Annotated in this window: 16 protein-coding genes and 2 pseudogenes; 14 read left to right on the top strand and 4 right to left on the bottom strand. The window is 67.6% G+C overall.

From position 1 onward, the window contains the following. Positions 1-3: 3 nt before the first annotated feature. On the bottom strand, positions 4-981 hold the full coding sequence (locus tag ASC92_RS23145; RefSeq protein ID WP_056520456.1) for a DUF58 domain-containing protein: 978 nt from the start codon (positions 979-981) through the stop codon (positions 4-6). After that, positions 978-1,898 carry an AAA family ATPase gene (locus ASC92_RS23140; protein ID WP_007831639.1) on the bottom strand — a complete coding sequence of 307 codons (921 nt, stop codon included), beginning with the start codon at positions 1,896-1,898 and terminating at the stop codon, positions 978-980. The genes ASC92_RS23145 and ASC92_RS23140 overlap by 4 nt, the downstream gene beginning before the upstream one ends. Before the next feature lie 80 nt (positions 1,899-1,978). Here ASC92_RS23140 and ASC92_RS23135 point away from each other — a divergent pair, with 80 nt between their 5' ends. From ASC92_RS23135 to cydX, 14 genes and pseudogenes are all read left to right on the top strand, one after another. Continuing rightward, the gene (locus tag ASC92_RS23135) at positions 1,979-2,932 is read left to right on the top strand and encodes a histone deacetylase family protein (protein ID WP_056520455.1); all 954 of its coding nucleotides are present in this window, start codon (positions 1,979-1,981) and stop codon (positions 2,930-2,932) included. 39 nt (positions 2,933-2,971) lie between these two features. Then, complete coding sequence (locus ASC92_RS23130) at positions 2,972-4,252, top strand: mechanosensitive ion channel family protein (protein WP_056520452.1); 1,281 nt, start codon at positions 2,972-2,974, stop codon at positions 4,250-4,252. A gap of 134 nt (positions 4,253-4,386) precedes the next feature. Continuing rightward, positions 4,387-4,730, top strand: a pseudogene (locus tag ASC92_RS28255) (electron transfer flavoprotein subunit beta/FixA family protein); the annotation flags it as partial. Between the two features lies 1 nt (position 4,731). Further along, the coding region (locus tag ASC92_RS23120; protein ID WP_157609120.1) for an electron transfer flavoprotein subunit beta/FixA family protein at positions 4,732-5,266 on the top strand (535 nt) is incomplete at its 5' end. 2 nt (positions 5,267-5,268) lie between these two features. Beyond that, a pseudogene (locus ASC92_RS29435) lies at positions 5,269-5,453 on the top strand (electron transfer flavoprotein subunit alpha/FixB family protein); the annotation flags it as partial. Position 5,454: 1 nt separating this feature from the next. Then, on the top strand, positions 5,455-6,300 hold an 846-nt coding region (locus ASC92_RS23115; RefSeq protein WP_235505968.1), incomplete at its 5' end, for an electron transfer flavoprotein subunit alpha/FixB family protein. 74 nt (positions 6,301-6,374) lie between these two features. Next, entirely contained in the window at positions 6,375-8,165 is a 1,791-nt protein-coding gene (locus ASC92_RS23110; RefSeq protein WP_056520445.1) for an acyl-CoA dehydrogenase, read from the top strand. 80 nt (positions 8,166-8,245) lie between these two features. Beyond that, positions 8,246-9,208, top strand: a complete 963-nt coding sequence (locus ASC92_RS23105) for an NAD(P)H-dependent flavin oxidoreductase (RefSeq protein ID WP_056520443.1) — start codon at positions 8,246-8,248, stop codon at positions 9,206-9,208. A gap of 59 nt (positions 9,209-9,267) precedes the next feature. Then, positions 9,268-10,380, top strand: a complete 1,113-nt coding sequence (locus ASC92_RS23100; protein WP_056520953.1) for an acyltransferase family protein — start codon at positions 9,268-9,270, stop codon at positions 10,378-10,380. A 156-nt stretch (positions 10,381-10,536) separates the two neighbouring features. Continuing rightward, positions 10,537-12,225, top strand: a complete 1,689-nt coding sequence (gene cydD / locus ASC92_RS23095) for a thiol reductant ABC exporter subunit CydD (protein WP_056520442.1) — start codon at positions 10,537-10,539, stop codon at positions 12,223-12,225. Next, positions 12,222-13,934, top strand: a complete 1,713-nt coding sequence (gene cydC, locus ASC92_RS23090) for a thiol reductant ABC exporter subunit CydC (protein ID WP_056520439.1) — start codon at positions 12,222-12,224, stop codon at positions 13,932-13,934. The genes cydD and cydC overlap by 4 nt, the downstream gene beginning before the upstream one ends. A gap of 38 nt (positions 13,935-13,972) precedes the next feature. Then, positions 13,973-15,583: a cytochrome ubiquinol oxidase subunit I gene (locus ASC92_RS23085; RefSeq protein WP_056520437.1), complete on the top strand. Its 1,611-nt coding sequence runs from the start codon at positions 13,973-13,975 to the stop codon at positions 15,581-15,583. Next, positions 15,580-16,734 carry a cytochrome d ubiquinol oxidase subunit II gene (gene cydB / locus ASC92_RS23080; RefSeq protein ID WP_056520434.1) on the top strand — a complete coding sequence of 385 codons (1,155 nt, stop codon included), beginning with the start codon at positions 15,580-15,582 and terminating at the stop codon, positions 16,732-16,734. The genes ASC92_RS23085 and cydB overlap by 4 nt, the downstream gene beginning before the upstream one ends. A 15-nt stretch (positions 16,735-16,749) precedes the next feature. Continuing rightward, entirely contained in the window at positions 16,750-16,899 is a 150-nt protein-coding gene (cydX, locus tag ASC92_RS23075; RefSeq protein WP_007828837.1) for a cytochrome bd-I oxidase subunit CydX, read from the top strand. A 235-nt stretch (positions 16,900-17,134) separates the two neighbouring features. On the opposite strand, the gene ASC92_RS23070 is transcribed toward cydX, so the two are convergent. Both ASC92_RS23070 and ASC92_RS23065 read right to left on the bottom strand, forming a co-directional pair. Beyond that, positions 17,135-17,713: a GbsR/MarR family transcriptional regulator gene (locus ASC92_RS23070; protein WP_056520432.1), complete on the bottom strand. Its 579-nt coding sequence runs from the start codon at positions 17,711-17,713 to the stop codon at positions 17,135-17,137. A gap of 101 nt (positions 17,714-17,814) precedes the next feature. Beyond that, positions 17,815-18,771 carry a LysR family transcriptional regulator gene (locus tag ASC92_RS23065; RefSeq protein ID WP_056520430.1) on the bottom strand — a complete coding sequence of 319 codons (957 nt, stop codon included), beginning with the start codon at positions 18,769-18,771 and terminating at the stop codon, positions 17,815-17,817. Positions 18,772-18,840 lie beyond the last annotated feature (69 nt).

Below are 18,840 nucleotides of genomic sequence, written 5' to 3'. Positions count from 1 at the left end.
CGTTCAACACAGCGCCAAGGCCTCGAGGCAGGCGCGCCGGTGGGCTTCGCCTTGCGACGGCTTCACGACCCGGCCTTCTACCCGGATGCCGTAGTCCACGCCCAGCCGGTCGGCCATCAGCACCCACGCGCACAGGCGCGAGAGGCGGGCTTCGGCATCGGCAAGGCCGGTGGTTCGCGCGTCTAGCCAGAGTTCTTCGCGCTGGGTCTGCTGCGTGTCGCGGCTCACCAGCTCTTCCGATCCGGCTGCCTGTGCGCGCGCGGCCTTCTTCCAGACCACGAGTTTCAGCGGATCGCCGCGGCGGTAGGCGCGCACGCCGTCGTACTCGCCGGCGTTGTGCGCCCGCAGCGAGGCGGACACCGCCGCCGGCCCCGACAGCGGCTCGCCCGGCGGCAGCGGCGGCGGATGCGCCTCGGGCCTGGGGTAGACCAGCATCTGCGCGGCCGGCCGCCAGACCGTCCACACGCGGAAAGTGCCGAGCGGAAAGCGTGTCTCGGCCGTGAGCGGCGGTACCGGGTGCAGGCCGCGCCGCTCGGGCTGGAACGCGATCTCGACGGTGGACGTCCCCTCGGCCGGCACGTCGGTCCAGGCCCATTGCCCGCTGCCGCGCACGGCCATGCCGATGCCGTAGCGCACGCGGCGCCGGGTGTTGTGCAGCACCACCCGGAAGACGGCGGCGGCGCCCGCGTAGTGCGCATCGGGCTGCACCATGTGCATCGCCAGCCCGCGCAGCGTGCCGTGGCACACGTGCATGCCCACGGCCACGCTGCCGGCGAGCAGGAAGGTCAGCAGGTAGCCGAGGTTGAGCTGGTAGTTGATCGAGGCGATCAGCAGCACCAGCAGCGTCGCGCCCAGCGTCCATCCGGCCCGCGTGGGCACGATGTAGACATTGCGCTGCGTGAGTTCCAGCGTGTCCGACGGCGGCCGGCGCGACAGGAACCAGCCGTCGATGCGCGAGCGAAGGGCGCCTGCAGGGCTCACGGCAATGGCACGGCGGCGATCATCGCGCGCACCTGCTCCACGGCACCGCGCCCGGCGTCGCCCACGGGCGTGAGGCGGTGCGCGATCGTTTGCGGCAGCACGGCCTGCACGTCGTCGGGTGCGACGTAGCTGCGGTTGGCCAGCAGCGCCTGCGCCTTGGCCGCACGCAGCACCGCGATGCCGGCGCGCGGCGACAGGCCCTGCAGGAACCAGCGGCCAGAGCGCGTGGCCGCGATCAGGTCCTGCAAATAGTTCAGCAGCGGCTCGGCCGCATGCACCTGCTGCACGCGCTGCTGCAGGGCGGTCAGTTCGCCGGCGGTCAGCATGGCGGGCAGGGAGGCCAGCATCTCGCGGCGGTCGCCGCCCGCGAGCAGCAGCCGCTCGGCGGCGCGGTCGGGGTAGCCGAGCGAGATGCGCATCAGGAACCGGTCGAGCTGCGACTCGGGCAGCGCGAAGGTGCCGAGCTGGTCCTGCGGGTTCTGCGTGGCGATCACGAAGAAGGGCGTGGGCAGCGGGCGGGTCTCGCCTTCGACGGTGACCTGCTTTTCTTCCATCGCTTCCAGCAGCGCGCTCTGGGTCTTGGGGCTGGCGCGGTTGATTTCGTCGGCCAGCAGCACCTGCGCGAAGATCGGCCCGGGGTGGAACACGAAGGCCTGCTGCCCCCGGTCGTAGATCGCCACGCCCGACAGGTCGCCCGGCATCAGGTCGGCCGTGAACTGCACCCGCGAGAACTGCATCCCGAAGGTATGCGACAGCGCGTGCGCGAGAGTGGTCTTGCCCACCCCCGGCACGTCCTCGATCAGCAGGTGCCCACCCGCCAGCAGGCAGGCCACGCAGTCGCGCACCTGGGCCTCTTTGCCCACGATCACCGTGTTAAGCTGACTCAGCAAAGTGGCTAGCTTCGCAGCAACGTCCATATTTGTATCCATATGCAAACGATACCGTAAGACCTGCCGGCCCCATGCCGCGTGAGGTCTAGGCGTGGCGACAGAGACACATGGGCAAGACAGGCTACTTCACACACCGCGACTTCTGGAAGCACGACATGGGCGAGGGGCACCCCGAGTGCCCGGGTCGGCTGGATGCCATCGAAGACCGCCTGCTGCTCACCGGCGTGGGCGATGCGCTGGAGCACTGCGAGGTGCCGCTGGCCACCCTGGAACAGATCACCCGGGCGCACAGCACGGCGCACGTCGAGTACCTCGAGGCGCTGAACCAGCGCCTGGTGGCCGACGAACCCGCCGGCGGCCCCGACCATGCGCAGGTCGACCCCGACACGGTGCTCAACCGCTTCACCCTGCTGGCCGCGCGCCGCGCCGCCGGCGCCGCGATCGCCGCGACCGACGCGGTGATTGCCGGCGACCTGGAAAACGCCTTCTGCTCGGTGCGCCCGCCCGGCCACCATGCCTGCCGGGAGCAGGCGATGGGCTTCTGCTTCTTCAACAACGTCGCCATCGCGGCGCGCCACGCCATCGAGGTGCACGGCCTGGAGCGCGTGGCCATCGTCGATTTCGACGTGCACCACGGCAACGGCACCGAGAACATCCTCTCGAACGATCCGCGCGTGCTGATGGTCGGGTTCTTCCAGCATCCGTTCTACCCATACAGCGGCACCGAGCATCCGGCGCCGAACATGCTGAACCTGCCGGTTCCGGCCTACACCAGGGGCATGGACGTGCGGGAGATGATCGAAGCGGCCTGGATGCCGCGGCTCGAGGAGTTCAAGCCGCAGATGGTCTTCATCAGCGCCGGCTTCGACGCCCATCGCGAAGACGACCTGGGCCAGCTGGGCCTCAACGAGAACGACTTCGCCTGGATCACGGGTCGCATACACGATGTTGCGAGGCGCCATGCAAAGGGCCGTATCGTCTCGATGCTCGAAGGCGGCTACAACCTCGACGCGCTCGCGCGCAGCGTGGAAGCCCACATCCGCGTTCTCGCGGACCTCTAACGCAGCCGGCGCGAACGGCGCCTCGCTACCTTTCAACAGATGAATTTCAACGATTTCACTCAACGACTGAGCCAGGTCGATGCGCGCGGCCTCGGCATCGAGCTTGTCGCGCTGGTGGTCTGTGTGGCGCTGGCCTGGGCCGTTTGCAAGTGGTTCGGCCGCGACCAGCCCAAGGATTCGATCTGGTTCGGCGAGAGCACCTTCGACGGATTGCTGTTTCCGCTGCTGGCGCTGGTGTTCACTGATCTCGCCCGGCGCGTGGTGCTCGATTTCCAGACCGTGCTGGTGCTGCGCATCGCGGTGCCGGTGTTCCTGTCGCTGGCGGTCATTCGGCTGGTTGCGCGGGTGCTGCGGGCGGTGTTTCCCGCGTCCAACCTCGTGCGGCTGATCGAGCGAACGATCTCGTGGCTCGCGTGGATCGCGGCGGTGCTCTGGATCGTCGGACTGCTGCCGCCTGTGCTGGCCGAACTCGACGACATCACGCTGGCCTTCGGCAAGACGCGCGTGAGCCTGCAGACCATCTTCCAGGGTGTGCTGTCGGCGGGGCTGGTGCTGGTGGTCGCGCTGTGGATCGCGAGCACCATCGAGAAGCGCATCCTGCGCGAGGCCGTGACTGACCTGTCGATGCGCAAGGTGGCGTCGAATGCGGTGCGTGCCTTCCTGCTGCTGATCGGCCTGCTGTTCGCGCTGTCGGCGGTAGGGGTGGACCTGACGGCGCTGTCCGTGCTCGGCGGCGCGCTCGGCGTGGGCCTGGGTTTCGGCCTGCAGAAGCTGGCGGCCAACTACGTGAGCGGCTTCGTGATCCTGCTCGAACGCTCGATCCGCATCGGCGACAACGTGAAGGTCGACACCTTCGAGGGCCGCATCACCGACATCAAGACGCGCTACACCCTGATCCGCGCGGGCAACGGGCGCGAGGCCATCGTGCCGAACGAATCGCTGATCACCAGCCGCGTCGAAAACCTCTCGCTGGCCGACCGCAAGTTCAACATCACGACCACCATCGTGGTCGGCTACGAGAGCGACGTGGCGCAGGTGCAGTTCATCTTGTGCGAGGCCGCCAAGGCCCAGCCGCGCGTGATGTCCGACCCGGAGCCGGTGGCTTTCCTCATGAACTTCGCGCCCGATGGCCTGGAGTTCACGCTGAACTTCTGGGTCGCCGACCCCGACAAGGGCAAGGACAACCTGCGCTCGGCCATCAACATCGCGATCCTCGACGGGCTGCGCGGCGCTGGCATTGACATTCCTTATCCGCAGCGCGTGCTGCGCGTGGAGTCTTTACCCCCAGGAATCGCCCAGGCGCCCAACGCTGTTTTATAATCACGAAAAAGCACGATCGTTCTTTTTATTGGCTCTTGTGCCGACAAGAAGAATGGAGAGGTGGCAAAGGTCGCGTCCTAAAATGACCGGTTGCCCTCGAAACCCCCTTTTTGCAATCCAATGGAGTCAAGTCAATGAAGGTTCTTGTGCCTGTCAAACGGGTCGTCGATTACAACGTGAAGGTGCGCGTGAAGAGCGACGGCACCGGGGTGGACATTGCCAACGTCAAGATGAGCATGAACCCCTTCGACGAGATCGCTGTCGAAGAAGCGGTTCGCCTGAAGGAAAAGGGCGTGGTCACCGAGGTCATCGCCGTCTCCTGCGGTGACGCCAAGTGCCAGGAAACCCTGCGCACCGCCATGGCCATCGGCGCCGACCGCGGCATCCTGGTCGAGACCACCGAAGAGCTGCAGCCGCTGGCCGTCGCCAAGCTGCTCAAGGCGCTGGTCGACAAGGAGCAGCCTCAGCTGATCATCCTNGCGCACCGCCATGGCCATCGGCGCCGACCGCGGCATCCTGGTCGAGACCACCGAAGAGCTGCAGCCGCTGGCCGTCGCCAAGCTGCTCAAGGCGCTGGTCGACAAGGAGCAGCCTCAGCTGATCATCCTCGGCAAGCAGGCCATCGACGACGATGCCAACCAGACCGGCCAGATGCTGGCTGCGCTGGCCGACCTGCCGCAGGCCACCTTCGCCTCCAAGGTCGAAGTGGCCGGAGACAAGGCCACCGTCGCGCGCGAAGTCGATGGCGGCATGGAAACGCTGACGCTCACGCTGCCGGCCGTCATCACGACCGACCTGCGCCTGAACGAGCCGCGCTACGTGACGCTGCCCAACATCATGAAGGCCAAGAAGAAGCAGCTCGACGTCTTCAAGCCCGAAGACCTGGGTGTGGACGTCAAGCCGCGCCTGAAGACCCTGAAGGTCGCCGAGCCGCCCAAGCGTGGTGCCGGCATCAAGGTGCCTGACGTTGCAACGCTGGTGGACAAACTGAAGAACGAAGCGAAGGTGATCTGAACATGACCGCACTTGTTATTGCCGAACACGACCACGCGACCGTCAAGCCCGCGACCCTCAACACCGTGACCGCGGCGCTGGCCTGCGGTGGCGACGTCCACGTGCTCGTGGCCGGTGCCAATGCCGCCGAAGCCGGCAAGGCCGCCGCGCAGATCGCGGGCGTGGCCAAGGTCATCGTGGCCGACAGNGGCGACGTCCACGTGCTCGTGGCCGGTGCCAATGCCGCCGAAGCCGGCAAGGCCGCCGCGCAGATCGCGGGCGTGGCCAAGGTCATCGTGGCCGACAGCCCGAGCCTGGCCGAGAACCTCGCCGAGAACGTCGCCGCCCAGGTGCTGGCGATTGCGTCCAACTACAGCCACATCCTGTTCCCCTCGACCGCCAACGGCAAGAACGTCGCGCCGCGCGTGGCCGCCAAGCTGGACGTGGCCCAGATCAGCGACATCACTTTGGTTGTCAGCCCCGACACCTTCGAGCGTCCGATCTACGCTGGCAATGCCATCGCAACGGTGCAGAGCAGCGATGCCACCAAGGTGATCACCGTGCGCACGACCGGCTTCGACGCCGCAGCTGCGACCGGTGGCAGCGCAGCGGTCGAAACGGCCGAAGGCGTGGCCGACAGCGGCAAGAGCAGCTTCGTCGGCCGGGAAGTCACGAAGAGCGAACGCCCCGAGCTGACGGCCGCCAAGATCATCGTCTCCGGTGGCCGTGCCCTGGGCAGCGCGGAGAAGTTCCAGGAAGTGATGGCGCCGCTGGCCGACAAGCTCAACGCGGGCCTGGGCGCCAGCCGCGCTGCGGTGGACGCGGGCTACGCCCCGAACGACTGGCAGGTGGGCCAGACGGGCAAGATCGTCGCGCCGCAGCTGTACATCGCAGCGGGCATCTCGGGTGCGATCCAGCACTTGGCCGGCATGAAGGACTCCAAGGTGATCGTGGCGATCAACAAGGACGAAGAAGCACCGATCTTCTCGGTGGCCGACTACGGGCTCGTGGCCGACCTGTTCACGGCGGTGCCGGAACTGGTGAAGGCGCTCTGACCGCATCGCTGCACTGAGCCAGAGGGCATCGTTCGCGATGCCCTTTTCGTATCCGCTGTATCTGGAGACAAGACATGAGCTACACCGCCCCCCTCAAGGACATGCTGTTCGACATCGAGCACCTGGCCAACATCGGCGAGATCGCGAAGCTGCCGGGCTTCGAAGACGCCGGCCTCGAAACCGCGCAGGCCGTGCTCGAGGAATGCGCGCGCTTCAACCAGGACGTGGTCGCGCCGCTGAACATCGAGGGCGACCGCAACCCGTCGTCGTTCAAGGACGGCGCGGTCACGACCACGCCGGGCTTCAAGGAGGCTTTTGCGCAATACGTGGCCGGAGGTTGGCAGGGCCTGCAGCATCCGGCGGACTTTGGCGGCCAGGGCCTGCCCAAGACCATCGGCGCGGCTTGCGGCGAGATGCTCAACTCGGCCAACATGAGCTTCGCGCTGTGCCCGCTGCTGAGCGACGGCGCCATCGAGGCGCTGCTCACTGCCGGCTCCGACGAACTGAAGGCGGTGTACCTCGAAAAGCTCGTGAGCGGCCAGTGGACCGGCACGATGAACCTCACCGAGCCGCAGGCCGGCAGCGACCTCGCCATGGTGCGCAGCCGCGCCGAGCCGCAGCCCGACGGCACCTACAAGGTGTTCGGCACCAAGATCTTCATCACCTACGGTGAGCACGACATGGCAGAGAACATCGTGCACCTGGTACTGGCCCGCGTGAGCGGCGCGCCCGAGGGCGTGAAGGGCATCAGCCTGTTCGTGGTGCCCAAGTTCCTCGTCGGCAAGGACGGGTCGCTGGGCGCGCGCAACGACGTGCACTGCGTGAGCATCGAACACAAGATGGGCATCAAGGCCTCGCCGACCGCTGTGCTGCAGTACGGCGACCATGGCGGCGCCGTCGGCTACCTCGTCGGCCAGGAGAACCGCGGCCTCGAGTACATGTTCATCATGATGAACTCGGCCCGCTACGCAGTGGGTATGCAGGGCATCGCGATTGCCGAGCGCGCTTATCAGCACGCCGTGGCCTACGCCAAGGACCGCGTGCAGAGCCGCCCGGTCGACGGCTCCATCAACGCCAGTGCGCCGATCATTCATCACCCGGATGTGAAGCGCATGCTGATGACGATGCGCGCGTACACCGAAGGCTGCCGCGCGATGGCCTCGGTGGCCGCCGCCGCCTATGACGCCGCGCACCACCACCCCGACGCGGATGCGCGCAAGCAGAACCAGGCCTTCTATGAATTCATGGTGCCGCTGGTCAAGGGCTACAGCACCGAGATGAGCCTCGAAGTGGCCTCGCTCGGCGTGCAGGTGCACGGCGGCATGGGCTTCATCGAGGAGACGGGCGCGGCGCAGTACTACCGCGACGCGAAGATCCTCACGATCTACGAAGGCACCACCGCCATTCAGGCCAACGACCTCGTGGGCCGCAAGACCGCGCGCGACGGCGGCCAGACCGCGAAGGCGATTGCCGCGCAGATCGAGAAGACCGAAGTAGAACTCGCCAAGAGCGACAGCCCCACGGCCGCCGCGGTGCTCAAGCGCCTGAAGGCCGCGCGACTGGCGTTCATCGAGGTGGTCGACTTCGTCGCGGGCCAGACCAAGGCTTCGCCCAATGCGGTGTTCGCGGGCAGCGTGCCCTACCTGATGCTCGCGGGCAACCTCGTGGCCGGCTGGCAGCTTGCGCGCTCGCTGATCATTGCGCAGGACCTCGCCTCGCGCAGCTTCGATACCGACTTCATGCTGGCGAAGATCGCCACCGCGCGCTTCTATGCCGAGCACATCCTCAACAAGGTGCCGGGCATGCGCGACAGCATCGTGGACGGCGCCGAGAGCGTCACGGCGCTCGCGCTCGACGCTTTTTGAGCCCCGCCCCGTGTCGCCCACCTGACGGGCGGCAGGGGCGCCTCTCTCTTATAAAACCGACATCCATTTCCGGAGACAACATGTCCAAGCTGCCCCCCGTCCTCGCGAACCTGCCGCTGCCGATCATCGGCTCGCCGCTGTTCATCATCAGCAACCCCAAGCTCGTGATTGCGCAATGCAAGGCCGGCGTGGTCGGCTCGATGCCCGCGCTCAACGCGCGTCCCGCGGCGCAGCTGGAAGACTGGCTCGCGGAGATCACCGAAGAACTCACGGCCTACAACAAGGCCAATCCGGACAAGCCCGCCGCGCCGTTCGCCATCAACCAGATCGTGCACAAGAGCAATGACCGGCTGGACCACGACATGGAAATGGTCGTGAAGTACAAGGTGCCGATCGTAATCACCTCGCTGGGCGCGCGCACCGACGTGAACGACGCGGTGCACAGCTACGGCGGCGTGACGCTGCACGACATCATCAACAACAAGTTTGCCCAGAAGGCGATCGAAAAGGGCGCCGACGGCATCATCGCCGTGGCGGCCGGTGCCGGCGGCCACGCGGGCGTGAAGAGCCCATTCGCGCTGGTGCAGGAAATCCGCCAGTGGTTCGACGGCCCGATCGCGCTGTCGGGCTCCATAGCCAATGGCGGCGCTGTGCTCGCAGCGCAGGCCATGGGCGCCGACTTCGCCTACATCGGCACCGCCTTCATCGCGACCGAGGAAGCGCGCGCCAGCGAAGACTACAAGCAGGCCATCGTCGACGGCACCTCGGACGACATCGTCTATTCGAGCCTCTTCACCGGCGTGCACGGCAACTACCTCGCGCCCAGCATCGTCAAGGCCGGCATGGACCCGGCCAACCTGCCCGAAGGCGACGTGAAGACCATGAACTTCGGCGGCGGCGAAGGCAGCAAGGCCAAGGCCTGGAAGGACATCTGGGGCTCGGGCCAGGGCATCGGCGCCGTGACCGAAGTGGCGAGCGCCGCGGCCTTCATCGAGAAGCTCAAGCGCGAATACCAGGAAGCAAGGCAACGGCTCGCGCTTTGACTTCCATTGCGAACGGCGCGGCGCCTGCTGGCGGCGCATTGCCGCCATCGCTGGGGCGCATGCCGCTGCTCGACGCGGCAAAGGGCATCGCCTGTGCCGTGATCGTCGGACACCATCTCTCGCGCTACGGCCCGATGCCGGCTGGCGCGTACGCGCTCGCGCCCGATTTCTTCGCCTGGCTGGCCGACGAGGGCCGGCTGGCGGTGCAGGTGTTCCTCGTGATCGCCGGCTTCCTGGCGGCCGCCAGCCTCGCGCCTGACGGCCTGCTGCGCGTGGAGCGGCCGGTGACGCGCATCCTGCAGCGCTATGGGCGGCTGGTCATGCCGTACCTTGCTGCGCTCACGGTGTGCGTGCTGGTCGCGGCGGTGGTGCGGCCATGGCTCGACGAGGAGGTGGTGCCTGCGGCGCCGACCTTCGGGCAGTTGGTCGCGCATGGATTGCTGCTGCAGGACCTGCTGGGCTTCGAGTCGCTGTCGACGGGTGTCTGGTACGTGGCCATCGACTTCCAGCTGTTTGCATTGGCGCTGGCGCTGGTGGGCCTGCCCACGCTGCTGCGGCGCTCGAGCGGCTCGCCGCCGTCGGGCGCGCAGGTGCGCTGGATGCCCGTGGCGCTGGTGGTCGGCCTGGCGGTGGCTTCGCTCGTGCTCTTCAACCGCAATGCGGGGCTGGACGACACCGCCTTCTATTTCTTCGGAACCTATGGCTTGGGCATGCTGGTGTTCTGGATCGGCCGCGCCACGCGCGCCAGCACCTGGCAGAGCGCGATCGCATTGCTGGCGCTGATGGGCGCGGGCGCGCTTGCCATCGACTGGCGCAGCCGCATCGCGACCGCGCTGGTCACGGCGCTGTTGCTGGCCGTCGCGCAGCGCCGGAACTGGCTGTCGCCGCCCCATTGGCCTGCCGTGGCCATGCCGTTGCTGCGGCTGGGGCGCATGTCTTACTCGCTGTTCCTGATCCACTTCCCGGTGCTGCTCGCCATGAATGCGGCGGTGGCGAATTCCGGGCCGCACGGCGCGTGGTTCGATGCGGCCGGCCTCGTCGCGACCTTCGGCCTGTCGGTGGCCGCGGCGGCGCTGCTGTATCGCTGGGTGGAAGCGCGCCCGGCCTCATGGCGCGGGGTCTTCACGCTGTTTGCCGCGCTGCTTGTCAGCGGAATAGTCGTTTCTCATTAGAGGACAGGCGCGCCCGCGCAGGCGCACTGGCCGAATCTTCCTGAACCGGTTGCGCTCGAGCGCGGGAGCGTGCAGTCTGCGGGCTCGTCAGTCGCACCCGTCTCCGGTATGATTGTGGAAATTTCAGTAAATACTGAAAATACACGAAAACAAGGAATGATCAAGCACTCGCCACCCCGATCGCCGCTGCGGGCTTTCGCGTCGCCCGACGTCGGCGGGATGGTGCAGGGCGCCGCGGCGCTGTTCTGGCTGCCACAGGCGGCGCTGCTGGCGATGGCGGTGCAGGGGCTGGCTTCAGGTCGCGGTTTCGCGGCCGTGACCTGGCCCGCCGGCGCGATCCTGTTGCTCGGGCTGCTGCGGGCAGGCTGCGAGGCCTGGGGTGCGCGCCGGACCTTCGCCCGGGCGCGTGCGCAGCTCACGGCGCTGCGTGCACAAACGGCCGCGGCGCTGGCCGGCGGCTCGCCGCTGGATCGCCGCCGCGCGCCTTCCGGGCTGGCCGCCAGCGTGCTCGCCGAGCAGGCCGAGGCGCTGGTGCCATACCTCGTGCGCTACCAGCCCGCGCGCTGGCGCGCGACGGTGATGCCGATCTTCATCCTGTGCGCGGTGGCCGCCTTTTCGTGGGTGGCCGCGCTGGTGCTGCTGGTCGCGGCGCCGCTCATTCCGGTGTTCATGGCCATCGTCGGCTGGCGCGCCAAGGCGGCGAGCCAGGCGCAGATGGTGGAGATGGGCGGCATGAATGCGTTCCTGCTCGACCGGCTTCGCGGGCTGGCGACGCTGCGTGCGCTCGATGCGGTGGAGACCACGGCGCAGCGGCTGGACGATGCCGCGCAATCCCTGCGCCGGCGGACGATGGCGGTGCTGCGTATCGCGTTTCTCTCGTCCGCCGTGCTGGAGCTTTTCTCGGCGCTGGGTGTGGCGATGGTGGCCGCGTACGTCGGTTTTCACTTGTTGGGCACGATCGGTTTCGGTACCTGGGGGCGGCAGCTGAGCCTGGGCGAGGGGTTGTTCGTGCTGCTGCTGGCACCGGCATTCTTCGAGCCATTGCGCGAGCTGTCGGCGGTCTGGCATGACCGGGCCGCAGGCGAAGCGGCGCTGGAAGCGCTCGACCGCTTGCAGCGCAACGAACTGCCGCTGCCCGGTGCGAACGCTTCGCTGACGCGCGCAGCGATGGCTCCGAGCGGCGGGGCACCGGCTGTCGCCGTCCGCAACCTGCATTTCTCCTGGCCCGGTGAGCCGCAAGAAGTTTTCGAAGGCTTCGAGCTTCGCATCGCCGCCGGCGAACACGTCGCGTTGATGGGTCCCAGCGGCTCGGGCAAGACCGCCTTGCTGTCCTTGCTCGCAGGCCTCGTGCCCGCGACGCGCGGCGAGATCTCGATCGGCGGCGTGGTGCTCACGGATCGCACGGTGGCGGCGCTGCGCCAGCGCATGGCATGGATGGGTCAGGCGCCCCACGTCTTCGCCGGCTCGGTCATGACCAATGTGGCGTTGGGGCGCGCGGAGGTGGGCACCTCGGAGGTCGCCGAGGCGATGCGCTTCGCGTCGCTCGACGCTGTGGCGCAGGCGCATCCCGGCGTGACGCTCGGAGAGGGCGGCCATGGCCTGTCCGGCGGAGAAGCCGTGCGGCTCGCGCTCGCGCGCATCGCGGTGCATTCGCATGCCGACCTGCTGCTGGTGGACGAACCGACGGCCCACCTCGACACCGAAACGGCCGAGCGCGTGGCCGATGCGCTGGTGGCGCTGGCGCGTGGCAAGACCCTCGTCGTCGCCACGCACGACCCGGTGCTGGCCGCGCGCATGGACCGCGCGGTGAACCTAGGCGTCGAAGCGTTGGAGAAGGCCGCATGAAGGCGTCGCCTCTCGTCGCTGCGAACTGGCGCGATCTGCGCCTGGTGCTGCGCCCCTTCCTTGCCGCGCAGCCGTGTCCCCTGCTGCTGGGTTGCCTGCTCGCGGCAGTCACCGTGCTTGCAGGCATGGCACTGCTGGGGCTTTCGGGCTGGTTCATCACCGCGACCGCATTGGCCGGCCTTCATGCGGCCACGGCCTTCACCTTCGACGTGTTCATGCCGTCGGCCGGCATCCGTTTGCTGGCGCTCGGGCGCACGGCATCGCGCTACGGCGAGCGGCTGGTGACACACGACGCGACCTTCGCCGTGCTCGCCGCGCTGCGCGTTCGCCTGTTCCGCGGTTGGGCGAGGGCCGAGGCGGCGCGCGAACTGCTGATGCGCCCGGCCCGCCTGCTGTTTCGCCTGACGGCCGACATCGATGCGCTGGAGTCGCTCTACCTTCGCCTGTTCGTGCCGGCCGCTGCCGCATTGGGCGCCGCATTGCTGGCCGGCCTCGTGCTCGGCTTCATGCACACCGGCATGGGCATCGCGCTGATGCTCTGGCTCGTGGTCGCCGGCTGGGGCATTGCGCTCCTCGTCGCAAGGCGCGCGCGCCGGCCGGCCGTGCAGCGGGCGCATGCCATGGAAGCGCTGCGCGCACGCGCGGTCGACCTCGTGGCGGGGCAGACCGACCTGGTGATGGCAGGCCGCATCGGCGCTCAGCGCGAGGCATTGAAGAATGCCGACATGCACCTCGCCAACGCCGACCTCGCGCTGAACAAGCTCGAAGCGGCTGCTGGTCTGGCCTATGGCAGCGCAAGCACCCTGACCCTCGTCGGCGTGCTGCTGGCTGTCGGCGTGCTGGTAGGCGAGGGCGTCATCGGCGCCCCCGCCGCGGCGCTGGCGTTGCTGGTGGCGCTCACTGCGGCCGAACCTTTCGCGGCCTTGCGCCGTGGTGCGCTCGATGCGGGCCGCACGTGGCTGGCGGTGCGGCGCCTTGCACCGCGCATGGCTTCGGAAGACGGCGAGGTTGCCGCGACGCACGCTCACGACTCAGCGTTTGCGGTGCAGCTGGAGGGCGTCACCGTGGCTCACCCGGGCAGCCGCACGCAAGTGTTGAGCGACGTGTCGCTGACCCTGAACGCAGGCGAGCGCGTCGCGCTGATCGGCGCAAGCGGCGCCGGAAAGTCCACGCTGCTCGCGGCTATCGCCAACGAGATCACGCCGGAGTCCGGCAGCGCGAGCGCGCAACCCGCATGCCTGCTCACGCAGCGCACCGAACTGTTCCAGGACAGCCTGCGCGACAACCTCCGCCTTGCAGCCCCCGACGCCACCGACGACCAGTTGCACGCCGCACTGCGCGCCGCAGGTCTAGAAAGCGACGTGCGCGCAATGGCCGCGGGCCTCGACACCCGCCTCGGCGAAGGCGGCCTCGGCCTCTCGGGCGGGCAGTCGCGCCGGCTCGCACTGGCCCGCCTGCTGCTGCGCCCCGTGCCGCTCTGGCTGCTCGACGAACCGACCGAAGCGCTCGATACCACTACCGCGCACGACGTGCTGCACCGCCTTGCGCAACACGCCGGCCGGCGCACCTTGCTGATCGCCACGCACCTGCGCCGCGAAGCTGCGCTGGCCGACCGCATCGTGTGCATGAACCAGGGCCGCATCACCGCCGACCTGCGGCGCGGCAGCGGTGCCTTCGACACTGCGCTGCGCAGCCTGCGGCCGGATTGATTTCAGAACGGGAAAACAGGGAACACAAAGGAAGACTCATGGACCTCGACATCGTCGCGCTATCGCGCCTGCAGTTCGCCGTCACGGCGCTGTATCACTTCCTGTTCGTGCCGCTGACGCTCGGGCTTTCGATCATCCTTGCCATCATGGAGACGGTCTACGTGATGACCGGCCGCACGATCTGGCGCGACATGACGAAGTTCTGGGGCGTGCTGTTCGGCATCAACTTCGCAATGGGCGTGGCCACCGGCATCGTGATGGAGTTCCAGTTCGGCATGAACTGGAGCTACTACAGCCACTACGTCGGCGACATCTTCGGCGCGCCGCTGGCCATCGAGGGGCTCATGGCCTTCTTCATGGAGGCCACCTTCGTCGGCCTGTTCTTCTTCGGCTGGGACAAGCTCTCGAAGGTGGGCCACCTCATTGCGACGTGGGCCGTGGCCATCGGCTCGAACTTCTCGGCGCTTTGGATCCTGATCGCCAACGGCTGGATGCAGAACCCCGTGGGCGCGGCCTTCAACCCGCAGACCATGCGCATGGAAGTGACCGACTTCGCCGCGGTGCTGACCAACCCGGTGGCGCAGGCCAAGTTCGTGCACACCGTGTCGGCGGGGTACGTGTGCGCCGCGGTGTTCGTGCTCGGCGTGTCGGCCTGGTACGTACTCAAGGGTCGTCACCTCGAACTGGCAAAGCGCTCGATGACCGTCGCGGCCTCCTTCGGCCTCGCCGCGGCGCTGTCGGTGGCGGTGCTCGGCGACGAAAGCGGCTACCTCTCGGGCGAACACCAGAAGATGAAGCTGGCCGCCATCGAAGCCATGTGGGAAACGCAACCCGCGCCCGCCGCCTTCACCGTCATCGGGTTTCCCGACCAGGAGGCGCGCGAGACGCACTACGCCATCCACATTCCGGCGGTGATGGGCCTGATCGGCACGCGATCGCTCGACACCGTGATGCCCGGCATCGACGAGCTCGTGAAGCGCGCCGAAGCCCGCATCCGCGAAGGCCTCAAGGCCTACGACGCGCTGCAGAAGATCCGCGAAGCCGGCGGCACCGGCAAGGTCACGCAGGGCGTGCGCGGCGACTTCGAGGACAACGGCATCAACATGGGCTACGCGCTGCTGCTCAAGCGCTACGTGGACGACCCTCGCACCGCCACCGACGAGCAGATCGCCAAGGCCGCGTGGGACACCGTGCCGCAGGTGGCGCCGCTGTTCTGGCTGTTCCGCGTGATGGTGGGCATCGGCATGCTGCTGATCGTGCTGACGGGCATCTTCTTCGTGCTCTCGGCGCGCCGCAGGCTCGACCGCTACCGCTGGCTGCTGAAGCTCGCCGTGTTCGCGATTCCGCTGCCGTGGATCGCCATCGAGTCGGGCTGGCTGGTGGCGGAGTTCGGCCGCCAGCCGTGGGTGATCGAAGGCGTGCTGCCGACCGCGGTGGCCGTGTCGAACCTCGGCGTGAAGACGCTGCTTCTCACGCTCGCGGGCTTCATCGCGATCTACAGCACGCTGCTCGTCATCGAGATGAAGCTGATGCTCAAGGCCATCCGCAAGGGGCCCGAGGCCGAGCACGCGCCCCACGAGGGCGACACCCGCTCGCACATTCCGCCGGCGCACACCGCCGCTGTTTCAACCACCGGGAGCGCCGCATGATCCTCCACACACTCCTCGACTACGACACCTTGCGCGTCATCTGGTGGCTGCTGATCGGTGTGCTGCTGGTGGGCTTCGCCGTGACCGACGGCTTCGACCTGGGCAGCGGCATGCTGCTGCCTTTCGCGGCGCGCAACGACATCGAGCGCCGTGTCGTCATCAACAGCGTGGGCCCGGTGTGGGAGGGCAACCAGGTGTGGCTGATCCTCGGCGGCGGTTCGATCTTCGCGGCCTGGCCGCAGCTGTACGCCGTGTCGTTCTCGGGCTTCTACCTGGCGATGTTCGTGATTCTCACGGCGCTGATCCTCCGGCCAGTGGCCTTCAAGTTCCGCAGCAAGCGCGAGTCGCCGCAATGGCGCGCGCGCTGGGACGGCGTGCTGTTCTTCAGCGGCTTCGTGCCCGCGCTGATCTGCGGCGTGGCCGTGGGCAACGTGCTGCAGGGCGTGCCGTTTCGCTTCGGAAACGATATGCACATCTTCTACGACGGCGGCTTCTTCGGCCTGCTGAATCCGTTCGCCGTCCTGTGCGGGCTGGTGTCGGTGGCAATGCTCGTGATGCACGGCGCTTCGTGGCTGCTGCTGAAGACGGCGGGGCCGGTGGCCGAGCGTGCGCGCAGCTACGGCATGGTCGCCGCGGTGCTCACCATCGCGCTGTATGCGCTGGCCAGCGTGCTGCTGGCGACGAGCATCGGCGGCTATCGCATCAGCAGCGTGATCGATGCGGCAGGACCGTCGAACCCGATGTTGAAGACTGTCGAGCTGCATGCCGGTGCATGGACCGCCAACTATGCGGCGCACCCGTGGACATGGGCCGCACCGGCCGCGGGCTTCGTCGGCGCGCTGGGTGCGCTGCTCGGCCTCGCGCTGCGCCGCCCGGTGCTCGCGCTGCTGGCGGCGGCGCTCGGCATCGCGGGCATCATCCTCAGCGTGGGGGCGTCGATGTTCCCGTTCATCCTGCCGTCGTCGATCGATCCGCGCGCGAGCCTCACGGTGTGGGACTCGTCGTCGAGCCACCTCACGCTGTTCGTCATGCTGGTGGTCACGGCCTTCTTCATTCCCCTGATCGTGGCCTACACCACCTGGGTCTACCACGTGCTGTGGGGCAAGGTCGACGAACAGGCGATCCGCGACGAGAGCGGCCACGCCTACTGAACGGAGGAAAAAAAGATGTGGTACTTCGCCTGGATCCTCGGCCTGCCGCTGGCAGCTGCTTTCGCCGTGCTCAATGCCATGTGGTACGAACTCATGGACGACGACGCCATCCGCAGGGAGAAGCTGGAGATGCCTGAAGCGCCGCAGGGGCAGGAGCGGCTTTGAGAGTCCGGGGTACGTGCACAGGCCACCGGGTACTCCCCTCCGCGAATGTCCCCCGCCTTCGGCTCCTCCTTTATTTCGCTGCGGGGAGCACCCGGTGCCCTGTGCCCGATGGGCCTGAACGATCACGCCGATGGGGTGCCTTGCGCAGCGAAATAAAGGAGGAGGCCGCAGGCCGGGGGACATTCGCGGAGCAAGGTACCCCGTCGGCGTGAGCGCGCCCCGAACAGAACTCCCTTCAACCCGCCGGCTTTTTATTCTTCGCCGAGCCCCCCGTGATGCGGTCCTTGAGCGTCAGCACCTTCGTCACGGTCGCGCCCATGCCCATGAGCTTCATGGCGGTCTCGGGCGCGAGCCGCTGCACGTCGTCGAACCATTTCATCAGCCGGTCGATCAGGTCGTGCATCTCGCGCATGCGCTCCTGCGCGTGGCGTTCGGCGTCGCTGGTGGGTGATTCGAGCAGCGCGTTGCGCAGCATCGAGAGCGTGGGTTCGATCTCGCGGCGGCGGCGCTCCTCGGCCAGCACGCGAAAGATTTCCCACACGTCCGAGGGGGCCTCGAAGTATTCGCGCCGGTCGCCCGCGTGATGCCGCAGGTGCACCAACCGCCAGGCCTGCAGTTCCTTCAAGCCCATGCTGACGTTCGAGCGTGAGAACTCGAGCATCTCGGCAATCTCGTCGGCATTGAGCGCGTGCTCGGAAATGAAGATCAGCGCATAGATCTGGCCGACGGTGCGGTTGATGCCCCACTTGCTGCCCATTTCCCCGAAGTGAGCGACGAACTGGCGGTTGAGCGGGGGGAGGGTGGCGGTGGGCATGGGCAGATTTTCGTTGCGAATTGCTGTAGCTTCAAGAAAGACTGAATCCGGCTGACCGGCGGCCACCTCGCCGCTCGGGAAGCAAGCTGCTTCAACCGCGCTCAGGCGGCCTGCGCATCGGCGAAGCGCCGCAGGTGCGCGATGAAAGTCGCTGCCGTCTCTGACAGCGGCTCACCGATGCGTGTGAGCACGCCGAAGCCCTTGAGATCCTTGCCGATCGGCACGGGCAGTACGCGCAGCAGCTTCGCACGCACGTGGTCGCGGACGACGGATTCCGGCAGGGCGCCCACGGCATCGCTGGCCTGCAGCAGCTGCAAGGTGGCGAAGACCGATGCGCATTCCACGAGGTTGGCCGGCGTGCTCCGTCCCACCGAGGTGAATTCTTCCTCCATCAGCTGCCGGGCCGGGCTGGCGAGAGGCTGAAGAATCCAGGGCCAGGCCGTGAGCGCTTCGAGCGTCAGGCCGCGCTGGCGTATGCAAGGGTGCCCGCGCCGCACCACCACCTGCATGGTCTCGTTGGCCAGCGGTGCGAACGCGAAGGTGTTGTGCTGCTCGAGCGAGGAGAAGCGCCCGACGGCGAATTCGATCTCGTGCCGCTCGAGCAGGGCGCCGACCTGGTCGCTGGTTTCGCCGAGGAGGCGGACGTTGAGGAGCGGGCGCTCGCGCTTGATTTCCGCCATTGCGCGCGCCACGAGGTCGGGGGCCGCGCCCATGATCGCGCCGATGACCAGCTGGCCGTGACCGCCGCGCCGCTTGATCTCTAGGCCTTCGAGGAAGCGGGACAGGCCGGACTGCGACTGGCGCGCGTAGGCGACGACTTCCTCACCGAGCGGCGTGGGACGCAGGCCACGCGAGTGGCGTTCGAACAGTGGAAACCGGAACGCCGATTCGATGTCCGCCAGCATCTTGGTGGCCGAGGGTTGCGTCACGCTGATCGCCGACGCGGCCTGCGCGAGCACCGGGTTGTCCGCCAACGCGGCGAGCAGCGCCCAGTGCTTCAGCCGCAGGCGATTGATGAGCCGGGGCGCGCTGTTGGGGCTGTCGATTCGATATTCCATTTTGGAAATGCTAATGCCAAATTTTCGATTGGATCGTAATGGCGGCGGCTTCTAGAGTCCAGGCCTCGA

Source organism: Variovorax sp. Root411 (assembly GCF_001425205.1).
Classification (GTDB): Bacteria; Pseudomonadota; Gammaproteobacteria; order Burkholderiales; family Burkholderiaceae_C; genus Variovorax.
The sequence above is the reverse complement of the archived record's forward strand: the minus strand, read 5'-3'. Positions and strand labels throughout refer to the sequence as shown.